General features: G+C 66.9%; 14 protein-coding genes. 7 read left to right on the forward strand and 7 right to left on the reverse strand.

Annotated features, from left to right (window positions below; translation table 11 throughout):
* Positions 1-3: 3 nt before the first annotated feature.
* The 3 genes from FHS02_RS15785 to FHS02_RS15795 all read left to right on the forward strand — a co-directional run bounded on the left by FHS02_RS15785 (position 4) and on the right by FHS02_RS15795 (position 6,822).
* A complete protein-coding gene (locus FHS02_RS15785) occupies positions 4-1,269 on the forward strand; it encodes an efflux RND transporter periplasmic adaptor subunit (protein WP_175424876.1) in 1,266 nt (421 codons plus the stop codon).
* 9 nt (positions 1,270-1,278) lie between these two features.
* Positions 1,279-4,407, forward strand: coding sequence for an efflux RND transporter permease subunit (locus FHS02_RS15790; protein WP_137315421.1), 3,129 nt, complete (start codon positions 1,279-1,281; stop codon positions 4,405-4,407).
* Positions 4,408-4,491: 84 nt separating this feature from the next.
* Entirely contained in the window at positions 4,492-6,822 is a 2,331-nt protein-coding gene (locus tag FHS02_RS15795) for an FdhF/YdeP family oxidoreductase (RefSeq protein WP_137315422.1), read from the forward strand.
* 10 nt (positions 6,823-6,832) lie between these two features.
* Here the strand turns inward: FHS02_RS15795 and FHS02_RS15800 are convergent, their stop codons facing one another.
* Positions 6,833-7,111, reverse strand: coding sequence for an acylphosphatase (locus tag FHS02_RS15800; RefSeq protein ID WP_137315423.1), 279 nt, complete (start codon positions 7,109-7,111; stop codon positions 6,833-6,835).
* A 400-nt stretch (positions 7,112-7,511) separates the two neighbouring features.
* Here FHS02_RS15800 and FHS02_RS15805 point away from each other — a divergent pair, with 400 nt between their 5' ends.
* Together FHS02_RS15805 and FHS02_RS15810 are read left to right on the forward strand one after the other, a co-directional pair.
* On the forward strand, positions 7,512-8,927 hold the full coding sequence (locus tag FHS02_RS15805; RefSeq protein WP_137315424.1) for a family 43 glycosylhydrolase: 1,416 nt from the start codon (positions 7,512-7,514) through the stop codon (positions 8,925-8,927).
* Positions 8,928-8,945: 18 nt separating this feature from the next.
* Entirely contained in the window at positions 8,946-9,581 is a 636-nt protein-coding gene (locus tag FHS02_RS15810; protein ID WP_175424877.1) for a PEP-CTERM sorting domain-containing protein, read from the forward strand.
* A gap of 24 nt (positions 9,582-9,605) precedes the next feature.
* Here the strand turns inward: FHS02_RS15810 and FHS02_RS15815 are convergent, their stop codons facing one another.
* Positions 9,606-10,256, reverse strand: coding sequence for a TetR/AcrR family transcriptional regulator (locus FHS02_RS15815; protein ID WP_137315425.1), 651 nt, complete (start codon positions 10,254-10,256; stop codon positions 9,606-9,608).
* A gap of 133 nt (positions 10,257-10,389) precedes the next feature.
* On the opposite strand from FHS02_RS15815, the gene FHS02_RS15820 reads away from it, so the two are divergent.
* A complete protein-coding gene (locus FHS02_RS15820; RefSeq protein WP_137315426.1) occupies positions 10,390-11,130 on the forward strand; it encodes an SDR family NAD(P)-dependent oxidoreductase in 741 nt (246 codons plus the stop codon).
* A 77-nt stretch (positions 11,131-11,207) separates the two neighbouring features.
* Here the strand turns inward: FHS02_RS15820 and FHS02_RS15825 are convergent, their stop codons facing one another.
* The 5 genes from FHS02_RS15825 to FHS02_RS15845 form a co-directional block, all read right to left on the reverse strand.
* Positions 11,208-13,442, reverse strand: a complete 2,235-nt coding sequence (locus FHS02_RS15825; RefSeq protein ID WP_137315427.1) for an NADP-dependent isocitrate dehydrogenase — start codon at positions 13,440-13,442, stop codon at positions 11,208-11,210.
* Positions 13,443-14,263: 821 nt separating this feature from the next.
* Positions 14,264-14,872: a redoxin domain-containing protein gene (locus tag FHS02_RS15830; protein ID WP_137315428.1), complete on the reverse strand. Its 609-nt coding sequence runs from the start codon at positions 14,870-14,872 to the stop codon at positions 14,264-14,266.
* A gap of 43 nt (positions 14,873-14,915) precedes the next feature.
* Positions 14,916-17,039: a protein-disulfide reductase DsbD family protein gene (locus FHS02_RS15835; protein ID WP_137315429.1), complete on the reverse strand. Its 2,124-nt coding sequence runs from the start codon at positions 17,037-17,039 to the stop codon at positions 14,916-14,918.
* Between the two features lie 85 nt (positions 17,040-17,124).
* The gene (locus tag FHS02_RS15840; protein ID WP_137315430.1) at positions 17,125-18,321 is read right to left on the reverse strand and encodes a pyridoxal-phosphate-dependent aminotransferase family protein; all 1,197 of its coding nucleotides are present in this window, start codon (positions 18,319-18,321) and stop codon (positions 17,125-17,127) included.
* Positions 18,322-18,444: 123 nt separating this feature from the next.
* Positions 18,445-19,578 (reverse strand): ScyD/ScyE family protein, encoded by a 1,134-nt coding sequence (locus FHS02_RS15845; RefSeq protein WP_371861484.1) that lies wholly within the window; start codon positions 19,576-19,578, stop codon positions 18,445-18,447.
* A gap of 609 nt (positions 19,579-20,187) precedes the next feature.
* Here FHS02_RS15845 and FHS02_RS15855 point away from each other — a divergent pair.
* A complete protein-coding gene (locus tag FHS02_RS15855; RefSeq protein ID WP_137315432.1) occupies positions 20,188-21,768 on the forward strand; it encodes a carboxylesterase/lipase family protein in 1,581 nt (526 codons plus the stop codon).
* Positions 21,769-21,818 lie beyond the last annotated feature (50 nt).

The following is a 21,818-nucleotide window of genomic DNA, read 5'->3' on the forward strand; positions in this document are numbered from 1 at the left end:
AACATGACGAAAAAACAGAAGTTGACGATCGCGCTGATGTGCGTGGCCGCCGCGCTGCTGGCGGCCCTGATGCTGTGGCGGCAGCCGGCCGGCACCGGACCGCACGGGCATGACGACCATGAGGAACATGGCCAGCACCAGGAAGATGGCAAGCGAGACGGCAAGCAGGACGGCCAGCACGAGGAACACGAGGATTCCCACGGCCACGACGACCGCCACGCCGAGGATGCCCCGCCGGCCGCCGCGACCGATGCGGTCGCCATGACCGACGCGCAGATCAAGGCCAACGGCATCGCCATCGACACCGCGCAGGCGGCCGCCATCCGCGAAACGCTGCACCTGCCGGCGCAGGTACGGGCCGATGCGGAGCGCACCGTGGCTGTTGCGGCACCGGCGCGCGGCATGGTGCAGACGGTGCACGTGTCGCCCGGCAGCGTGGTGCGCAAGGGCGACAGCCTGGTGACGCTGCAAAGCCCGGAAGTGGCGCAGTGGCGCGCCGAAGCCGCCGCCGCCGCGCAGCGCCTGCAACTGGCACGCACGGTGGCCGAACGCGAACGCAAGTTGTGGGACGAACGCATCTCGGCGCGGCAGGATCTCGACATCGCGCTGGCCGCGGTGGGCGAGGCCCAGGTGCAGGCCGATGCGGCGCGCCAGCGCCTGGCGGCGTTCGGCATCGCCGCGTCGGGCGGCGCCACCGTCACCGTCCGCGCGCCATTGTCCGGCGTGGTGACCGACCGGCCCGCCGTTGCCGGCATGGCGTCGGACGGCACGCAGCCGCTGTTGACGATCGCGGACCTGGGCAAGGTATGGATCGAGGCGGCGGTGCCGTCCGGCAGCCTGGCGCAGGTGGAAACCGGCATGCCGGCCACCGTGACCGCCACCGCGCTGGCTGAAGCGGTGCAGGGCACCGTGTCGTTCGTCGGCCCGGTGCTGGGCGAAACCACGCGGATGGCGACCGCGCGCATCACGCTGGACAACCCCGGCATGCGGCTGCGGCCCGGCATGCTGGCCACCGTCGACCTGCTGGGGCCGAAGGGCGATGCGGCCGTCTCCGTGGCGGCCGACGCGGTGCAGACGATCCACGAACGCAGCGTGGTGTTCGTGCGCACGGCGGGCGGCTTCGAGGCGCGCACCGTCAGCGTCGGGCGCTCGGATGGCCGGCGCACGGAGATCGTCAAGGGGCTGGCCGCGGGCACGCGCCATGCCGCGGCCGGCAGCTACCTGCTGAAGGCCGACCTGGGCAAGGCCGAAGCCGAGCACGATCACTAAGGGGCCGCCATGTATGAAAAACTGATTGCCGCGGTCATCGCGCGGCGCTGGCTCGTCGTGTGCGCGGTGCTGTGCCTGGCCGCGCTGGGTTTGTACAGCTACCAGAAGCTGCCGATCGACGCGGTGCCGGACATCACCAACGTGCAGGTGCAGATCAATGCGCCGGCGCACGGCTACTCGCCGCTGGAAGTGGAGCAGCGCATCACGTTCCCGATCGAGACGCTGATGAACGGCTTGCCGGGACTGGAGCAGACCCGGTCGCTGTCGAAGTACGGCCTGTCGCAGGTCACCGTGGTGTTCCGCGACGGCACCGACATCTATTTCGCCCGCCAGCTGGTGGGCGAGCGGCTGCAGCAGGCCCGTTCCCGATTGCCGCCGGGCGTGGAGCCTTCGCTGGGGCCGATCGCCACGGGGCTCGGAGAAATCTTCTACTGGACGGTGGAAGCGAAGGATGGCGCCCGCAAGCCGGACGGCACGCCCTACACGCCCACGGACCTGCGCGAGATCCAGGACTGGGTGGTGGCGCCGCAACTGCGCGGCGTGCCGGGCGTGACCGAGGTCAATACGATCGGCGGCTACGAGAAGGAATTCCAGGTGGCGCCCGACATGGACCGGCTGGCCGCGCATGGCCTGGGCCTGGCGCAGCTGATGACGGCGCTCGAGCGCAACAACGGCAACGCCGGCGCCGGCTACATCGAGCGGGGCGGCGAACAGTTCGTGGTGCGCACGCCGGGCCAGCTGCGCACGCTGGAAGAAATCCGCAACATCGTGCTGGACGTGGTGCAGGGCGCGCCGGTGCGCGTGCGCGACGTGGCCGATGTGGAACTGGGCCGCGAGCTGCGCACCGGCGCCGCCACCGAGAATGGCCGCGAAGTCGTGCTGGGCGCCGTGTTCATGCTGATCGGCGAGAATAGCCGCAGCGTGGCCGATGCCGCGCGCCACCGGCTGGAGGACATCAACCGCTCGCTGCCGGCCGGCGTGCAGGCCTTGCCCGTGTACGACCGCTCGGTGCTCGTCAACAAGGCGATCGGCACGGTGCGCAACAGCCTGGCCGAAGGCGCGCTGCTGGTGATCGCGATCCTGTTCGTCTTCCTCGGCAACCTGCGCGCGGCGCTGATCACGGCCATGGTGATCCCGCTGACGATGCTGATGGTGTTTACCGGCATGGTGCAGGCCGGTGTCAGCGCCAACCTGATGAGTCTTGGCGCGCTGGATTTCGGCATCATCATCGATGGCGCGGTGGTGATCGTGGAAAACTGTATCCGGCGCCTGGCCCATGCGCAAGGCGCGGCGGGCCGGCCACTGTCGCGCAGCGAACGCTTTGCCGAAGTGGCAGCCGCCGCCGCGGAAGCACGGCGCCCGCTGCTGTTCGGCCAGCTGATCATCATGACGGTCTACCTGCCGATCTTCGCGCTGACCGGTATCGAAGGACGCATGTTCCACCCGATGGCCGTGACGGTGGTGATGGCGCTGGTGGCCGCGATGGTGCTGTCGGTGACGTTCGTGCCGGCCGCGGTGGCGCTGTTCGTGACGCAGCCCGTGGCCGAGCGCGACAGCCGCATCATGGTCAAGGCGGGCAAGCTGTATGCGCCGGCCCTCGACTGGGTGCTGCGCAACCGCCCGGTGGCGTTGACGTTCGCCGCGCTGGCCGTGCTGCTGTCGGGGTTACTGGCCACGCGGCTGGGTACCGAGTTCGCGCCGAACCTGGACGAGGGCGACCTCGCCGTGCTGACGATGCGCATCCCCGGCACCAGCCTGCAGCAGTCGGTGCGCATGCAGCAGCGGCTCGAACAGGCGCTGTTGCAGCAGTTCCCGGAGATCGAGCGCATGTTCGCCCGCATCGGCACGTCCGAAGTGGCGACCGACCCGATGCCGCCGAACGCGGCCGACAGCTACATCATGCTGCGCCCGGAGAAGGAATGGCCGAAGCCGCGCAAGTCGCACGCCGAGCTGGTGGCGGCGATCACCGCGGCGGCCAACCGGATCCCCGGCAACAACTACGAGTTTTCGCAGCCGATCCAGCTGCGTTTCAACGAACTCATTTCCGGCGTGCGCAGCGACGTGGCCGTGAAGGTGTTCGGCGACGATCCGGAAGCGATGCAGGCGGCCGCCCGGCAGGTGGCGCAGCGTCTGCAGAATGTCGCCGGCGCGGCCGAAGTAAAAGTCGAGCAGACCGAGGGCCTGCCGGCGCTGACGCTGCAGGTCGACCGCATCAAGGCCGCGCGCTATGGCCTGAACGTGGCCGACGTGCAGGAAGCGTTCGGCACGCTGGTCGGCGGCCGCGACGTGGGCCTGGTGTTCGAAGGCGACCGCCGCTTCGCCATCACGGTGCGCCTGCCGGAAGGGCTGCGCAACGACGTCGACACGCTGCGCCGGCTGCCGATCGCGCTGCCGGCCAAGGACGGCCATTCGGCCAGCATCCCCCTGTCGGAAATCGCCACGCTGGCGTTCGTGCCGGAAGCCAACCAGGTCAGCCGCGAGAACGGCAAGCGGCGTGTCGTCGTCACGGCCAATGTGCGCGGCCGCGACCTCGGCTCCTTCGTGGCGGACCTGAAGGGTGAGCTGAAGCGCGTGAAACTGCCGGCGGGTACCTGGCTGACCCTGGGCGGGCAATTCGAGAACCTGGAAAAGGCGTCGCAGCGGCTGGCCATCGTGGTGCCGCTGGCGCTGGCGATCGTCTTCGCGCTGCTGTACCTGATGTTCGGCAGCCTGCGCGACGGCCTGCTCGTCTTTACCGGCATTCCGTTCGCGATGACGGGCGGCGTGCTGGCGCTGTGGCTGCGCGGCATGCCGCTGTCGATTTCGGCGGCGATCGGCTTCATCGCGCTGTCCGGGGTGGCGGTGCTGAACGGGCTGGTCATGCTGTCGTTCGTGCGCACGCTGCGGGAACAGGGCCGTTCTGCGGAAGAGGCGATCCGCGAGGGCGCCCAGGGGAGGTTGCGGGCGGTGCTGATGACGGCCCTCGTCGCCTCGCTGGGCTTCCTGCCCATGGCGCTGGCCACCAGCACGGGTGCCGAGGTGCAGCGGCCGCTGGCCACGGTGGTGATCGGCGGCATCCTGTCGTCCACGGCGCTGACCTTGCTGATTTTGCCGGCGCTGTACACGTTGCGCCGGAAGGAGAAGATGAGCGGGAGATGATTACCTTCCGGTATTGAATTTCCCCTTATCGCCGATCCCCCTAAAATTATCCGCCACTGACATGTCAAGCTTTCAGGAGGCGTTATGGGCAGGAAGGATGTTCCGGGGATCGGCGAATACGGCGGACCGGCCGGCGGCTGGGGTGCGCTGCAGGCGGTAGCGAAGGCACTGCGGGGCGAAATGACCGCCCACAGCACGGCGATCATGCTGCAGGTGAACCAGCCGACAGGGTTCGATTGCCCCGGCTGCGCGTGGCCCGATCCGCGCCACGGCTCGTCGTTCGAGTTCTGCGAGAACGGCGCCAAGGCCGTGTCGTGGGAGGCCACCAACAAGCGCGTCACGCCCGAGTTCTTTGCGCAGCACAGCGTGAGCGAACTGTGGCAGTGGGACGACTTCAATCTGGAATTCGAAGGGCGGCTGACGCACCCGATGGTGTACGACGCCGCCACCGACCATTACGTGCCGATCTCGTGGGACGACGCATTTGCCCGCATCGGCGCGGTGCTGCGCAATCTGCCCGATCCGGACATGGCCGAGTTCTATGCCTCCGGCCGCGCGTCGAACGAAGCCGCGTTCCTGTACCAGCTGTTCGCGCGCGAATACGGAACCAACAATTTCCCCGACTGTTCGAACATGTGCCACGAGGCCACCAGCGTGGGCTTGCCGGAATCGATCGGCGTGGGCAAGGGCACCGTGTCGCTGGAGGATTTCGACCATTGCGACGCGATCTTCTCGTTCGGCCACAACCCCGGCACGAACCACCCGCGCATGCTGGCCACGCTGCGCGCCGCGGCACTGCGGCATGCGCCGATCGTGGTATTCAATCCGCTGAAGGAACGCAGCCTGGAACGCTTCAAGTCGCCGCAAAGCCCCGTCGAGATGACGATCGGCAAGGCCGTGCCGATCGCCTCGCATTACTACCAGGTGCGCATCGGCGGCGACTGCGCGGTCCTGAAGGGCATGATGAAGACGCTGCTGGCGATGGACGCCGAGCAGGTGGCCGCGGGCGGCGAAAGCCTGCTGGACCGCGATTTCATCCGCGACCATACCAGCGGCTTCGAGACGCTGGTGGCGGATCTCGACGACACGTCGTGGGACGAAATCGAGCAGGTCTCCGGCCTCTCCCGCGCCGATATCGAGACCGCGGCCGGCGTGTATGCAAAGGCGAAACGGGTCATCATCTGCTACGGCATGGGCATCACGCAGCACCGGCACGGCACGTCGAACGTGCAGCAGCTGGCCAACCTGCTGCTGCTGGGCGGGCATATCGGCCGGGAAGGCGCCGGCATCTGCCCGCTGCGCGGCCATTCGAATGTGCAGGGCGACCGCACGGTGGGCATCACGGAGATCCCCAGCCAGGGCTTCCTGGACTCGCTGGAGCGGGTGTTCGGCATCACGGCGCCGCGCAGGCACGGCCACGGCGCGGTGGCGGCCATGGAGGCGATGCGCGACGGCCGGGCCAAGGCGTTGATCTGCCTGGGCGGCAACCTGCCGGTGGCGATGCCCGATCCGGAGGCCTGCTTCGACGCGGTGCGCGGCCTGGACCTGACGGTGAACATCGCCACGAAGCTGAACCGCTCGCACCTGCTGGTCGGCAAGAACACGTTCATCCTGCCGTGCCTGGGCCGCACCGAGCGCGACGTGCAGGCCACCGGGCCGCAAGCGGTGACGGTCGAGGACTCGATGTCGATGGTGCACTCGTCGCACGGCTCGCTGCCGCCGGCCTCGGAACACCTGCGCTCCGAACCGGCCATCGTGGCCGGCATCGCCAAGGCCACGCTGCCACAGTCGAAGGTCGACTGGGACTGGCTGATCGCGGACTACAGCCGCATCCGCGACAAGATCGAAGCGGTGTTCCCCGATTTCGACAACTACAACGAGCGCGTGGCCCAGCCGCGCGGCTTCCGCCTGGAAAGCCCGGCCATGCGGCGCGAATGGCGCACGGCGACCGGCAAAGCCAACTTCCTCGTGTTCGACAGCAAGCGCCAGCGCCCGCTGGCCCGGCCGGGCGAAGCCGATCCGCTGGTGCTGGCCACGATCCGCAGCCACGACCAGTACAACACCACGATCTATGGCAAGAACGACCGTTACCGGGGCGTGACGGGCCGGCGCGACGTGATCTTCGTGCACGAGGACGACCTGGCCGCGCGCGGCCTGGAACATGGCGACATGGTCGATATCGAGGCGGTGGCCGAGTGCGACCACCCGGGCGAGCCGCGCATCCTGCGCAACCTGGTGGCGGTGGCGTTCGACATCGCGCGTGGCTCGGCGGCCGCGTATTACCCCGAAGCGAACGGGCTGGTGGCGCTGTCGAACTTCGATGAGCGCAGTGGCACGCCGTCGTACAAATCGATTCCGATCGTGATCCGGCGCGCCGCGTCGGGCGGGCAGGACAGGGCGGTCACGGACAGATAATTCCAGGAAGCTACCGCGTGGCGGCAATGTGAAAACCGTTGCCGGCGATTTCGCCATCGTCGGCAACAGTGCGCGTGAGACCGGTCACGCGCGCGCCGGGCGGGCCGTGCCGCGACCATGCGGCCAACGCTTCCACCTGGTCTTGCGGGCCCCGCAGGCAAGCCTCCACCGTGCCGTCGCGCCGGTTGCACACCCAGCCGTCGAGCCCCAGGGCCGTTGCCTCGGTGGCCAGCGCGTGGCGAAAGCCGACGCCCTGGACGGTTCCTTCGATGATGAGCCGGATTGCCATGTCGTGGATACCTCGCGTTGTGTGGAGTTCGCCGGACCAGTGTAGTGCGCCCGATGGCGATATCCAAACGAATATCGGCACTTGTAAATTAGTCATTGGTGCACCCCTGGCGATGTGGGTACGATGTTTCCAATAATGCACCGCCATCAGGGCGGCAGACACAATAAGACATCGGAGACCCCCATGCACCGCATCGCCCATCGCGTAGCCGCTGCGCTTCGCCCCCTCTTTTCCCCATGACCCGGTAACGATGCCGGGCTGAATACTTTCGCCCGGCACGGACGCTGAACCATGCCTGCAAGTCCCGTCGCCCTGGCCAGCGGCGGCGACGGCGTTCGCGCGTCCATCCCCACGGCCTACCCGATTCACAAGGACTGTAATAACAACGCGGAGGATGACAATGCTGAAAAAAATGGTGGCGGGCGTACTGCTCGCATGCGGTGCCGCATCGGGCGGGGCCATCGAGCTGGCCGGCCTGCAGAATGCGCACGACCCGGGCACGATCACGAAGGACGGCGACACGTACTTCAACTTCACGACGGGTACCGGCATCTGGTATTCCACGTCGACCGACCTGCAGACCTGGCAGGGCGGGCCGGCCCCGGTGTTCGCCACCAACCCGGCATGGGTCGAGCAGAAGATCCCCAACTTCAAGGCCACCGGCTCGTCGTACTGGGCGCCGGACGTGATCCAGATGAACGGCGCGTACTACATCTACTATTCGGTGTCCCAGTGGGGCACCACCAACTCGGCGATCGGCGTGGCGCGCAGCCCGTCGTTGAAGAATCCCGTGTGGACGGACCTGGGCATCGTGGTGCAATCGTTCGGCCGCGGCAATGCCGAGATCAACGCGATCGACCCGGCGCTGTTCCGCGACCATGACGGCCGCGTCTTCATGAGCTTCGGCTCCTTCTTCGGCGGCATCGGCGTGGCCGAGATCGACCAGGCCACCGGCAAGCTGGCCAACTACGTGACGAAGATCGCCGGCGGCACCAATGCCCGGCGCGACATCGAAGCGCCATACATCACCCGCAATGGCGATTACTACTACCTGTTCACGAACCGCGGTGCCTGCTGCAAGGGCAGCGACAGCACGTACTACGTGGAAGTGCAGCGCGCCACCAGCGTGGACGGCCCGTACTCGGAGCCGCGCATCATCCTGCAAAACGTCGATGGCCGGCACAAGGGGCCGGGCCACGTCGGCGTGCTGAAGCAGGGCGGCTGCAACTTCGTCTCCACCCATTACTACGACACGGCCGACAACGGCTTCGCCAAGCTGCAGATCATGAAGATGGAGTACGCGACGCGCGGCACCGATATCGACTGGCCGGTCCTGACGCGCGATTTCGACAGCTTCACCGACGGCTGCGACGGCGTCAGCGACGGCCGCTACGCCTTCCTCAACGGCGCGAGCGGCAAGGCGATGACGGTGGCCGACAGGGCATCGCTGCGCGCCACCCAGCCGGGCGCGATGGTGCAGCAGAAAACCTTCGAAGGCCAGAAGAACCAGCACTGGTACGTGGTCGGCCACGGCAACGGCGACTACAGCGTGATCAACGAGAACAGCCTGCTGGCCATGGACGACTGGGAAGTGTCGATGTCGCCCGGCGCCAAGGTGGCGCAATGGTCCTACTGGGGTGGCGAAGGCCAGAAGTGGCGTTTCGCCGATGCGGCCAACGGCAACCACACGATCCAGAACAAGATCAATGGCCTGATGGCCGAGGTGACCGGCGGCAGCACGGCGAACAATGCGCCGGTCCTGCAGTATCCGCTGCACGGCGGCGCCAGCCAGCAATGGTCGCTGGTCCGTAAATAACCGAGGAGGACTGCATTCATGAATACCAGACTGGTTCACCTGGCCGCTGCCGCGCTGCTGGCTGCCGTCGCTGGCACGGCTTCCGCGGACGTCGTCTTCGTCGCCGAACGCGACGCGTTCAATGCGCTTGGCACGATTGCCCACAACAGCAACTTCGACGACTTCGGCCCCGGCTTCAGCTTTCCCGGCACGCCGTTTACGCGTGGCGACGTGACCTATACGTCCGACGAGAACCTCACCGTGGGCGCCGGGGCCGGCTTCGGCATCGGCTCGCTGCGCACGCTGATCTCGAACGATTACTTCACGGGCCTGACGGGCACCATCGCGGCCGGCTATACGCTGTTCGGCTTCGATGCCGCCGTATCCAGCGGCCCGGTCGACATCACGATCGCCACCAACCAGGCCACGTACACCTTCGATGGCGTCGCGCTGGCGGACGGCGTGAGCGGCCTGACGTTCCAGGGCTTCCAGGCGACCGGCGCCGGCGAGTACTTCACGGGCTTCCGGATCGACACGCTGGGCGACGGCTACCTGCCGGGCATGACCGACGTGGCCGTCGGCGTCAGCCCGGTACCGGAACCGGCCACCGGCATGCTGCTGCTGGGCGGACTGGGCGTGCTGGGTCTGGCGCGATGGCGCAGGGCACGCCGCTAGCCGCTAGCCGCTAGCCGCTAGCTACTAGGGGCGGGTACGAACGTCCCAGCCCAGCATCGCGACGTCGACGACCGATTCCAGTTCGGCGCGCGTGACGCCATCGCGCGCCAGGATCGACATGCCGTTCTGGACCGTCTGCACGAAGCGGGCAAGCGCCTGAACGTCTACCGAGGCTGGGATTTCGCCCTCCGCGACAGCCCGCTCCATCCGGGCTTTCAGGCGTGCCAGCGGCGCGGCCCGTGCCGCTTTCACGAGTTCGCCGAGCTCGTGATATCCCTCGCTGCCCACGGCCGACAGCGTCACCATGCAGCCGGTCGGGATATCGGCCTCGGCACCGGTCAGGCCCGCGGCGGAGTCCATCAGCCAGGCCCGCGCCGCTTCACGTGCCGTGGGGGCGGCGAGGAAATTCTTCCAGATCAGCGGCTCGAAGCATTGCTGGTAATGGCCCAGGGTCTCGGCATATAGCGCTTCCTTGGAACCGAAGGCGGCATACAGGCTCGGCGCCCCGATGCCCATCGCCTGCGTGAGATCGGCGATCGACGTGGCTTCGTAGCCCTTTTCCCAAAACACCCGCATGGCCCGTGACAGCGCGGCATCCCGGTCGAATGCACGGGGCCGGCCGCGCGCGCGCGATGCCGTCTTGCCGGCGTTCTTGGTGTCTTCAGGATTTTGCATCCGCGCAGTATACGTCCCCGCACGCCGGCGGCCAATCGTACGCCCAATATCATATCGATCGATACAAAAATCGTTGACAGCACTCGACCCTGGGCATACTATTTCTGTATCAACCACTACATAAAGATGAATCATGAGCGAACTGCATGGCAAACGCGCCCTGGTAACGGGCGGATCACGGGGCATCGGCGCGGCGATCGCACTGGCGCTGGCGGCCAAGGGTGCGGATGTGGCGATCACCTACGAGCGGTCGGCGGAGCGCGCCGCCGAGGTCGTACGCGGCATCGAAGGCGAGGGGCGCAAGGCACTGGCCATCCAGGCCGACAGCGCGGATCCGGCAGCGATCAGGCGCTCGGTCGACGCGGCGGCCGAAGCGCTGGGCGGCCTGGATATCCTGGTCATCAATGCGGGCATCGCCCTGTATGCCCCGATCGCCGAGATCGGTGTCGACACGATCGATGCGCTGCTGGACGTGAACGTGCGCGGGCCGATCCTCACGGCGCAGGCAGCGATTCCTTACCTGAAGGCGGGCGGCCGCGTCATCACCATCGGTTCCGCCGGCGCCGAGCGCATCGTGGGCGAGGGCGCGACGGTGTATTTCATGACCAAGTCCGCGCTGCACTCCTTTACCCGTGGCCTGGCCCGCGAACTGGGCGCCCGCGACATCACCGTCAACCTTGTCCAGCCGGGCTCCACCAACACGGACATGAATCCCGCGGACGGCGACTTCGCAGCTTACCAGCGCTCGCTGATGCCGCTCGGCCGCTACGGCGAACCGGAAGACGTGGCGGCGGCCGTGGCTTTCCTGGCCAGCCCCGCGGCGAAGCAGATCACCGGCACCTTCCTCACCGTCGACGGCGGCGCTCTTACCTGAGTGCGGGCACCGGCTGGAAAAGCAAAAACGGCCGGTTGCTCGCGCAACCGGCCGTTTTCATGTCCCGCTGAAGGCTATCAGGCGCCCAGTGCTTCCAGCGCAGCGTTGAACGTGGCGCTCGGACGCATCACGGCTTTCACCTTGGCGCTGTCCGGCTGGTAGTAGCCGCCGATGTCGGCCGGCTTGCCCTGCACTTCGAGCAGTTCGGCGACGATCTTCTGCTCGTTCTCGGCCAGCGACTTGGCCAGCGGCGCGAACTTGGCGGCCAGTTCCGCATCGTCCGTCTGGTTCGCCAGTTCCTGTGCCCAGTACAGCGACAGGTAGAACTGCGAGCCGCGGTTGTCCAGCTCACCGGTCTTCGGCGACGGCGACTTGCGGTTGTCCAGCAGCTTGCCGGTGGCCGCGTCCAGCGTCTTGGCCAGCAGTTTCGCCTTGGCGCTGCCCGTCTTGATGCCCAGGTCTTCCAGGCTCACCGCCAGGGCCAGGAACTCGCCCAGCGAATCCCAGCGCAGGTGGTTTTCCTCGGTCAGCTGCTGCACGTGCTTCGGTGCCGAACCGCCGGCGCCCGTTTCGTACATGCCGCCGCCGGCCATCAGCGGCACGATCGACAGCATCTTCGCCGACGTGCCCAGTTCCATGATCGGGAACAGGTCGGTCAGGTAGTCGCGCAGGATGTTGCCGGTGACGGAGATCGTGTCCAGGCCACGGATCACGCGTTCCAGCGTGTAGCGCATCGCACGCACCTGCGACATGATCTCGATGTGCAGGCCGGTGGTGTCGTGATCCTTCAGGTACGTGTTGACCTTCTTGATCAGTTCATTTTCGTGCGGACGGTACGGATCCAGCCAGAACACGGCCGGCATGCCGGAGTTGCGCGCGCGGGTGACGGCCAGCTTGACCCAGTCGCGGATCGGCGCGTCCTTCACCTGGCACATGCGCCAGATGTCGCCCTGCTCGACGTTCTGGGTCAGCAGCACTTCGCCCGTCGCCAGGTCGGTGATGTTCGCCACGCCGGCTTCCGGCACTTCGAACGTCTTGTCGTGCGAACCGTATTCCTCGGCCTGCTGGGCCATCAGGCCCACGTTGGGCACCGTGCCCATCGTGCGCGGATCGAAGGCGCCGTGCCATTTGCAGAAGTTGATGATCTCCTGGTAGATGCGGGCGAAGGTGGATTCCGGGATCACCGCCTTCACTTCCTTCAGGCGGCCGTCGGCGCCGTACATCTTGCCGCCGGCGCGGATCATTGCCGGCATCGACGCGTCGACGATCACGTCGTTCGGCGAATGGAAATTGGTGATGCCCTTGGCCGAGTCGACCATGGCCAGCGCCGGGCGGTTTTCCTGGCAGGCGTGCAGGTCACGCTCGACTTCTTCGCGCTGCGAGGCCGGCAGCGTGGCGATCTTGTTGTACAGGTCGGCCATGCCGTTGTTGACGTTGATGCCCAGGCTGTCGAACAGCGCGCCGTGCTTCTCGAACGCTTCCTTGTAGAACATGCGCACGCAGTGGCCGAACACGATCGGGTGCGACACCTTCATCATCGTGGCCTTCACGTGCAGCGAGAACATCACGCCGGTGTTCTTGGCATCCTCGATCTGCTTTTCGTAGAACTCCAGCAGCGCCTTGCGGCTCATGAACATCGAATCGATGATCTCGCCTTCCTGCAGCGCGACCTTCGGCTTCAGCACGATGGTCTGGCCGGACTTGGTGATCAGTTCCATCTTCACTTCGCGGGCGCGGTCCAGCGTCATCGACTTTTCGCCGTGGTAGAAGTCGCCGTGCGTCATGTGCGACACGTGGGTGCGCGATGCCTGCGACCACTCGGCCATCGAGTGCGGGTTCTTGCGCGCATATTCCTTCACGGCGCGCGGCGCGCGGCGGTCGGAGTTACCTTCGCGCAGCACCGGGTTCACGGCGGAGCCGATGCACTTGCCGTAGCGCGCCTTGATGGATTTTTCTTCGTCGGTCTTCGGATCGGACGGGTAGTCGGGCAGCTTGTATCCCTTGCCCTGCAGTTCCTTGATGGCGGCCTGCAGCTGCGCCACGGAAGCACTGATGTTCGGCAGCTTGATGATGTTCGCGTCCGGCTCCAGGGTTTTCTTGCCCAGCTCGCTCAGCACGTCGGGCACGCGCTGCTCTTCGGTCAGGTATTCCGGGAAGTTCGCGAGGATACGCGCGGCCACGGAAATATCGGCCTCGTCGACGCGGATGCCGGCGGGCTTGGTGAAAGTCCTGACGACCGGCAGGAATGCGTGGGTCGCCAGCAGCGGCGCCTCGTCGGTCAACGTGTAGATAATGGTCGGATCATTGCTCATGCGCATATTCCTCGGAATTCGTGGGGTTCCTGATACTGAAAATCGCCTGCCTGGTCGCGCGTCAACGCAACATCCTTCATTACCGAGACGCTCCGGCGGCGCTGTGCAGACTCCTGAAACAGCGCCAAATCATAACCCAGTCGCCCCGGGGCAGGGGTCCGGATGATCGCTGTTTCGCTATGCCGGAAGACGGGGCAGGCAGGCTAGCCTTCAATCAAGTCTTATATAAGATATAGGACAGGTCGGTATTATGCACGAGCTTGGGGTGGGATGCCAGTTTTTGCCCTGGCGGCAATGGTTCAGCTCGTGTCCCGGTGCCAGGCACGATGACACGGGCTCAGGCACGGAACCACCGCCTGAGCTCGTGTTGCCGGAGCATGCTCCGGCTGCCAGGCACGATGACACGGGCTCAGGCATGGAAGCACTTGCTGAGCTCGTGTCCCGGTGCCAGGCACGATGACACAGGCTCAGGCACGAAACCACCGCCTGAGCTCGTGTCCCGGTGCCAGGCACGATGACACGGGCTCAGGCACGGAACCACTGGCTGAGCTCGTGTCCCGGTGCCAGGCACGAGGACACGGACTCAGGCACGAAACCATCGCCTGAGCTCGTGTCTCGGTGCCAGGCACGAGGACACGGACCCAGGCACGAAACCACGGCCTGAGCTCGTGTCTCGGTGCCAGGCACGAGGACACGGGCTCAGGCACGAGGACACGGGCTCAGGCACGAGGACACGGGCTCAGGCACGAGGACACGGGCTCAGGCACGAGGACACGGGCTCAGGCACGAGGGCACGAGGACCCGGACTCGGTGGATAAAGATCAGCTGGCGTACTTCACCGAGCAGCCATACGGCTGCGTGACGGGCTTGCTGATGGCCTTGCCGGCCTTGACTTCGTCGATGGCCTGGATCACGTAGTTGGTGGAACCGGCGATGTCGGCGGCGTTGGAGCTGGGCTTGCTGTCGATCGCGCCGGCGTAGACGATCTTGCCGGCCGGGTCGATCAGGTACATGTGCGGCGTGGTCCTGGCGCCGTAGGCATGGCCGATCTTGCCGTCGTCGAGCACCAGCGCAGTCGGCGTGGCTTTCTTTTCCTTCGTCCAGCTGTTCAGCGAGCTGGCCACTTTCGGATCCTTCGTCGCGTTGCCGCTCGTGCTGACGGACAGCCAGACCACATCTTTCGATGCCGCGTGCTTCTGCGTGGCCGGCATGTTGCCGCTGTCATAGTGTTTCTTGACGAACGGGCAATCGGGGTTGACCCATTCCAGCACCACGTACTTGCCCTTGTAGCTGTCCAGCGAGACCGGCTTGCCGGCCGTATCGACGCCGGCAAAGGCGGGCGCCGCCTGGCCGACGGTCGCCTGCGCCGCGGCGAGGCTGCTGGCCGCCAGGCCGGCGATCAGGATTGCTGCTGTCGTCATCTTCTTCATCGGAGTTTCCTCGTTCAGGTCGATCACACTTACAAAACGCAGGTCAGATCTTGCCCAGGGCGGTCCGCACCTGCTCCACGGTCAGCACCTCGGACAGCACTTGCGGCGGCTGGCTGTCGTTCGGTCCAAACAATACATACACGGGCACGCCGCTGCGCCCCAGCTGCGCCAGCTGCTGGGTGATGGCCGGGTCGCGGCGCGTCCAGTCCGCGCGCAGCAGCACCACGTTCTTCGTGCCGAAATCCTTCAGCAACTGCGCATCGCTCAGCACGGTGCGCTTGTTGAACTGGCAGGTGATGCACCAGGCCGCCGTGAAATCGATGAACACGGGCTTGCCGGCGGCGCGCGCCTGGCCGACGGCCTCCACCGACCACGGCGCCCATTGCCCGGAAGCGGTTGCCTGCACCTGCGCCGGCTCCGCCTTCAGCAGCGGCCATGCGAGGTGCACGGCCCCGGCCAGCACCACCAGCCCGGCCGCGGCGAACGCGACACGGGTGCGGCGCGACTGCGCGGGCGTGCCGAGCGCCCAGCAGGCGAACGCCAGCGCGACGAGCACGCCGGCCACGCCCGCCATCGCGTCGATGCTGGTCTGCTGGCCCAGCACCCACAGCAGCCACACGACGGTGGCGAACATCGGGAAGGCCATCAGCACCTTGAAGCGCACCATCCAGGCGCCCGGGCGGGGCAGCAGACGGCCCAGCGCCGGCACCAGCGCCACGGCAAGGTAGGGCGCGGCCATGCCGAGCCCGAGCACGGCGAAGATGGCCAGCGCCTGCGGCGCCGGTTCCGTCAATGCCACGCCCAGCGCGGCGCCCATGAACGGCGCGGTGCACGGCGATGCGACGGCCACGGCCAGCGCACCGCTGAGCGCATCGTCGACCAGCGGATTTTTGGCCCGGTAGCCGGCCAGCGCGCCGGGCAGCACGCCGCCGAATTCGAACACGCCGGCCAGGTTCAGGCCGATCAGGGTGAACAGCGCCGCCAGCCCCGCCACGAACAGCGGCGACTGCAACTGGAAGCCCCAGCCCAGCTCGGCACCACCGGCGCGCAGCGCCAGCAGCAGCCCCGCCAGCGCGACGAACGACAGCACCACGCCGGCCGTGTAGGCGGCGCCGCCGGCCACCGCCCTGGCCCGCTCTTCCCTGTGCTGCACCAGGCTGAAGATCTTCAGCGACAGCACGGGGAATACGCACGGCATCAGGTTCAGCAGCGCGCCGCCGAGGAAGGCGAACAGCAGCGACAGCATGAACGACGTACCCGCGGCCGGCGGTGCGGCGGGCAGGATGGACGCGGCGGGCGCGGCAGGCATGGCGGCCGGTGCCGGGCTGGCACTGCCGAGCGCGGGCCAGGCCCCTTCGACGGGAATCGACACGGTCCAGCCGGCCGGCTGCCCGGGCGCCACCAGCACGGCGTTCAGGACCGCCGGGCTTTCGCTGCGCTGCGGCGACAGCGGCACCTTCAGGCGCAGGGTGCCGTCGGCCCACTGCTGCTCCACCTTGGCGGCGTAATCGATGACGCCGATGTCTTCGGCAAAGTACTGCACCTCGCCCGGCGGCGCCGCCGGCAGGCCGCGCACGTCGATCGCCAGCGCATTGCCTTCCACGCGCGCGGTGGCGCTGGCGCCTTCCAGCGCGGCCGGCGTGGCGGCACGCGTGGCGTCGAACAGGGCGCGGTGGCCTGCAACCGTTGCGTTGGCCGGCACGGTCAGTTCGAAGTCGCCGGATTCGGGCAGGCAGACCTCCTTGCACACCAGCCATTCGGCATGCAGGCCGATCTTCAGTTCACCGCCGGAGAAGCCGGCCGGCACCTGCACTGGTACCGGCAGCAACAGCTTGTTTTCGTAGCCGTAGTTGGTCAGCGGGCCGAGCGGCAGTTTTTTCGGCGTGGGCCAGGCGATGTCGCCGGCCTTGAAACCGGCCGGCAGCTTCCAGGCCAGCGTGGTGGCCAGCCCGGAATCGCCGGGATTTTTCCAGTACGTGTGCCAGTGGGGCTGGTGGTCGATGGCCAGGCCCAGCCACAGCGTCTTGCCGGCCTGCACGCCGTCCGGCGCATGCACGAGCAGTTCGCTGCGCACGTGATCGGTCACGACGACGGGCCCGGCGGCCTGCGCCAGCGGCAGGAAGGCAGCCAGCAGGCTGGCTGCCGCGAACTTGTACAGTGGCGTCACTTCCCATCTTTCTCGCTGATGTCGATGGGTCCATCATAAGGCTTAATGAAACCTTAAAACTTAAATCGCCCTGATACCCCCGCGCTCAATGGGACAGCGAGCGCTCCAGTTCGGCCATGCCGGCCGGCAGGTCGAGGCTGGCGCCGAGGGCTTTCATGCTGGAACCCAGCGCATGCAGCGTGCGGAACAGGTGATGCTCGCGGCTTTGCTCGCCCATCTGGCCGATGCGCACGATGTTCAGGCCGAACGCGCCGGAAATTTCCACGCGGTGCACGCGCGACATGTGCGCCAGCACGTCCGGCGCCGGCACGCTGTCCGGCACCACGATGCCGACGACGGAGTTGAGCCGGTGTTCCCTCGTTACCAGCAATTGCAGGCCCATGCCTTCGATGCCTGCCTGCAGCGCCTCCGAGCAATGCAGGTGGCGCTCGAAACGCTTCGGCAGCGTTTCGCCGCAGATCAGCCGCAGCGCCTCGTGCAAGGCGAGAATGCCCGATACCGGGGCCGTGTAGTGATATGACTTCTGGTTCCAGAACTTGTCCGCCAGGCCCGCATCCAGCACCCAGTGGAAGGGCAGGTCGGTGCGCGTGGCGATCTTCTTGGCCCAGGCCCGTTCGGAAAACGCCAGCAGCGACACGCCCGGGATCGACGACAGGCCTTTCTGCCCGCCGGTGATGACGGCGTCGATCTGCCAGTTGTCCATCTCCAGCGGCATCGTGCTGAGCGTGCAGACCGCGTCGACGATGACGAGCGCGCCATGCTCGCGGGCCAGGTGCCCGATGGCGGCCAGCTCGCGGTTGCAGACCGTGTTCGACGTTTCGCCCTGCACCAGCGTGATGGCGTCATAGCGCTTGCTGCGCAGTGCCCGCTCGACGGCTTCCACGCTGACGCCTTCGTTGGCGCCCACTTCGAGCAGCGTGGCCTCGCCCCGTACCCGGGCGACCATCTCGGCCAGGCGGCGGCTGAAGTAGCCGTTGCAGATGCACAGCACCTTGTCGCCCGGATGCACCAGGTTCGCCACCGCCATTTCCATCGCCGCGGACCCCGGACCGCCGACGCCGAGCACGTAGCGCGAATTCGTCTGGAACACGTAGCGGCCCATCTCCTTGACCTGGGCAATCACCCGGTTCATCGTCTCGCCCAGGTGGTTGATGACGATCGAGTTCGCCGACGCTACGCTTTGCGGGATCGGCACCGGGCCCGCGCCCATCATCAAAAGAGGTTCGTCGGGGAGGATCTCGCTCAGCGGAACGATATGGGGAACGCTGACGGTTTCATTCATGATGGACTCCTTGCGATGGGGGATCCTTCAGGATATCAGCCGCTTGTCAGCCCATCAACGTTGTATCGGCAGTCACGCCAGTACAGCGGTCCGTGGCGCACCGCCCGTCCCGGACCGGCTCGCTCAATCGAGCGGAATGCGCAGCACCTGCCCGCCATCGGGAAACGCCCCCGGCACCGGGCCCGGCACGATGCCGTTGTTGGTCACGTAGGCTGCGCCATCCGGCCCGATCGCCAGCCCGTACGGGTAATACAGCTGGTCGTAGACCACGGTGCGGGTGCCGTCCGCTTCCACGCGGATCAGCCGGCCCGGCGCCAGCAGCGGCGGCCCGCCGGGACCCGCGAAGCCGTCGCCGATCTGCAGCACGTGGAGCCGGCCGGCGGCATCGAAGGCCAGGCCGGTAATGTTCGTCAGGCCGCTGGCGTAGACCTCCGGTTCACCGCCCCCGGCGGGCACGCGGTACACATTGGCGGCGCCGGCCGGGAACGGGAATCCGGTCAGCTGGCCGACGTACAGCGCACCGTCCGGCCCCTGGGCCACCGACGTGGGCACGGCCTGCATCGGGATCGTGGCGCCGGGCGGCAGGCCGAGGAAGGGCGGCGCGGGCACATCGCGCGGGCCGAACGTGGCGAGCGTCGAAATCTGCCGGTCGCTGCCGAAGCGGAACAATGCGTTGGCGCCCGCATCCACGGCCAGCCACTGCCCCGGCAGCGCCAGCAGGCCGACCGGGTTGCTGTCGGAACCGTCGCCTGCCGGATCGTGCTGGTCTTCATAGGCGGCAATATCGATCCGCGCCTTGTCATTCGCCGCGGCGCCGGGGAACGGTGCGGGGCCGGCACCCGGCGTCTTGTCGGGCCCGAACCGTACCGTACCCTTTGCTTTCGGCAGCGCGATCAACTGCCCGAACAGGTGCGAATAACGGCCCAGTCCTTCGCGGGTGGCGCGCTGGGAACCCAGGCCCATGGCCACCTTGCCGGTGCCATCGGCGGCAAACGCCACCGCTTGCGGGCCGTTCGCGCCGAAGCCGCCTTCCGGTGCCAGCGACGGCAGGTTGCGCAGCACGTAAACCGGTGCTTTTACACCGGCGATGTCGATACGCAGCACGGCGCCCGTTTCGCCATAGCAGGCGTTTTGACCGTCGCCCAGCACGGCGCATGCGCCATTGCCTCCCTTGCCCGCCTCGGTCACGTACAGCGCCCCGTCCGGCGCGAAGGCAAGGCCGCGCGGATTGCTGAGACCGTTGGCGATCACCTCCACTTGCGGCGCCGCGCTGGCGGCCAGCGAAACCAGCAGTGCACATCCGGACAGGCAACGCAAACCATTCATGGCAGCTCCTTGGAAGAGAGAAGACGAGAAGAGAAGGGATGAGATGACGCGGCACAAGCCAAGTCACGTTAGCACAGCGGTTTCCAAAAGCAAGCCACTCCCGCCATTCAGCGCAGATACGCAAAAATGGTGGCGAAATTGTGACAGTTGGTGAAAGAAGAGGTGTGAATGAGGGGAATTGTCCGTTGATGCAGGCTATCGGACGAGGCCGCCCGGCAACCGTCAAGTCTGCGCGACAGTTTCATCCGTATACCGTGCACCAGCGTACCGACGATGCTGCCGCGTGGCGGCATCATGGAGCCATATCGTTACCACATCGAGAGGAGAAGGATCATGGGTAAATATCTGCTGGCATGGCTGCTGGGCGTTCCTGCCGTGGTACTGGTGCTGATCTACCTGATTTTCTGATGCGGCTACTGTGCCGCGCAATGAAAAACGCCACGTCACGTGGCGTTTTTCATTTTCGGCAGGAGTAAGGGGGCCTGGCCGGATACTGTTGGGCTAAGCTTGTGGCCGGACCAACCGGACAACCACTTCGCCATGACCGACCCGATACGCCGAACCTTCCTGAAGCAGTCCATCGTTGCCGCGGCCAGCCTGAGCGGCCTTGCAGCCCATGCCACCGCCGCGGGCGAATCGCCGGTCGCCACGACCCGCCACGGCCAGGTGCGCGGGTACCGCGACAACGGCGTCCACGTCTTCAAGGGCGTGCGCTATGGCGCCGACACCGCGGCGCGGCGCTTCATGGGACCGCTGCCGCCGCAGCCCTGGAGCGGTGTCCGCGACGCCGTCACGCATGGCGCATCCGCGCCGCAGTCGGACCGCGCGGAAGCGACGGGCGAAGACTGCCTGTTCCTGAACGTGTACACGCCCGGCCTGCACGACGGCGCCAAGCGGCCGGTCATGTTCTATATCCATGGCGGCGCCTACAACAACGGCTCCGGCTCCAGCCCGCTGTACGACGGCGTGCGGCTGTGCCGGCGCGGCGACGTGGTGGTGGTCACCGTCAATCACCGGCTGAACGCGTTCGGCTACCTGTACCTGGCGCGCCATGGCGATGAACGCTATGCCGATTCGGGCAATGCCGGCCAGCTCGACCTGGTACTGGCACTGCAGTGGGTGCGCGACAATATCGCCGCATTCGGCGGCGATCCGGACAACGTCACCGTGTTCGGCCAGTCCGGCGGCGGCGCCAAGATCGCCACGCTGATGGCGATGCCCGCCGCGGCCGGCCTGTTCCGTCGCGCCGCCACGATGAGCGGCCAGCAGGTGACCGCCAGCGGCCCGCTCAACGCCGCGCTGCGCGCCCAGGCACTGCTCGACGCGCTGAAGCTGCCGGCCGCCCGGATCGACGAGATCCGCACGCTGCCGTACCAAAGGATCGTCGAGGTACTGGGCACGCGCGATCCGGTGCTGCCGTTCGGCGGCATCTCGTTCGCGCCGGTGCTGGACGAACGCAACCTGCTGCGCCACCCGTTCTATCCCGACGCGCCCCCGCAATCGGCCCGCATCCCGATGATGATCGGCAATACGCACGACGAAACGCGCGCCTTCCTGGGCGGCGATCCGGCCAATTTCACCCTGACGTGGGACCAGCTCCCCGCGAAACTGGTGCCGAACATGCGTGTCGACATCCAGCCGGAATCAGTGATCGCCGCCTACCGCAAGCTGTACCCGGCGCTGTCGCCCGGCGACCTGCTGTTCAGGATCACCACCGCGTCGCGCTCCTGGCGCGGCGCCATCATCGAAGCGGAAGAACGGGCGAAATCCGGCAGCCCGGCTTTCGTGTACCAGCTCGACTGGGCGACACCGAAGGATGGCGGCAGGTTCGGCGCGCCGCACGCGTCCGACATCCAGCTGGTGTTCGACAATATCGCCAAGCCGGGCGCCACCGCCATCGGCCCGCAGGCGCAGCCGATGGCCGACATGATGAGCGAAGCATTCATCGCGTTCGCACGCCGCGGAGATCCCAACAGTAAATTGATTCCGCGCTGGGAACCTTACGACATGGCGCGGCGTCAAACCATGATCTTCGACGTGCCGCCCCGGCTGGAAGACGATCCGCGCGGCGCCGAGCGGCGCATCTTTGCCAAGGTGCCTTACGTGCAGCCGGGGACATGAGTGATCACTGAGTCGTCAGCTTGAAAGGCCGCGAATGCGACGGCAATAAT

The organism is Pseudoduganella umbonata (genome assembly GCF_014192225.1).
Lineage (GTDB): Bacteria > Pseudomonadota > Gammaproteobacteria > Burkholderiales > Burkholderiaceae_D > Rugamonas > Rugamonas umbonata.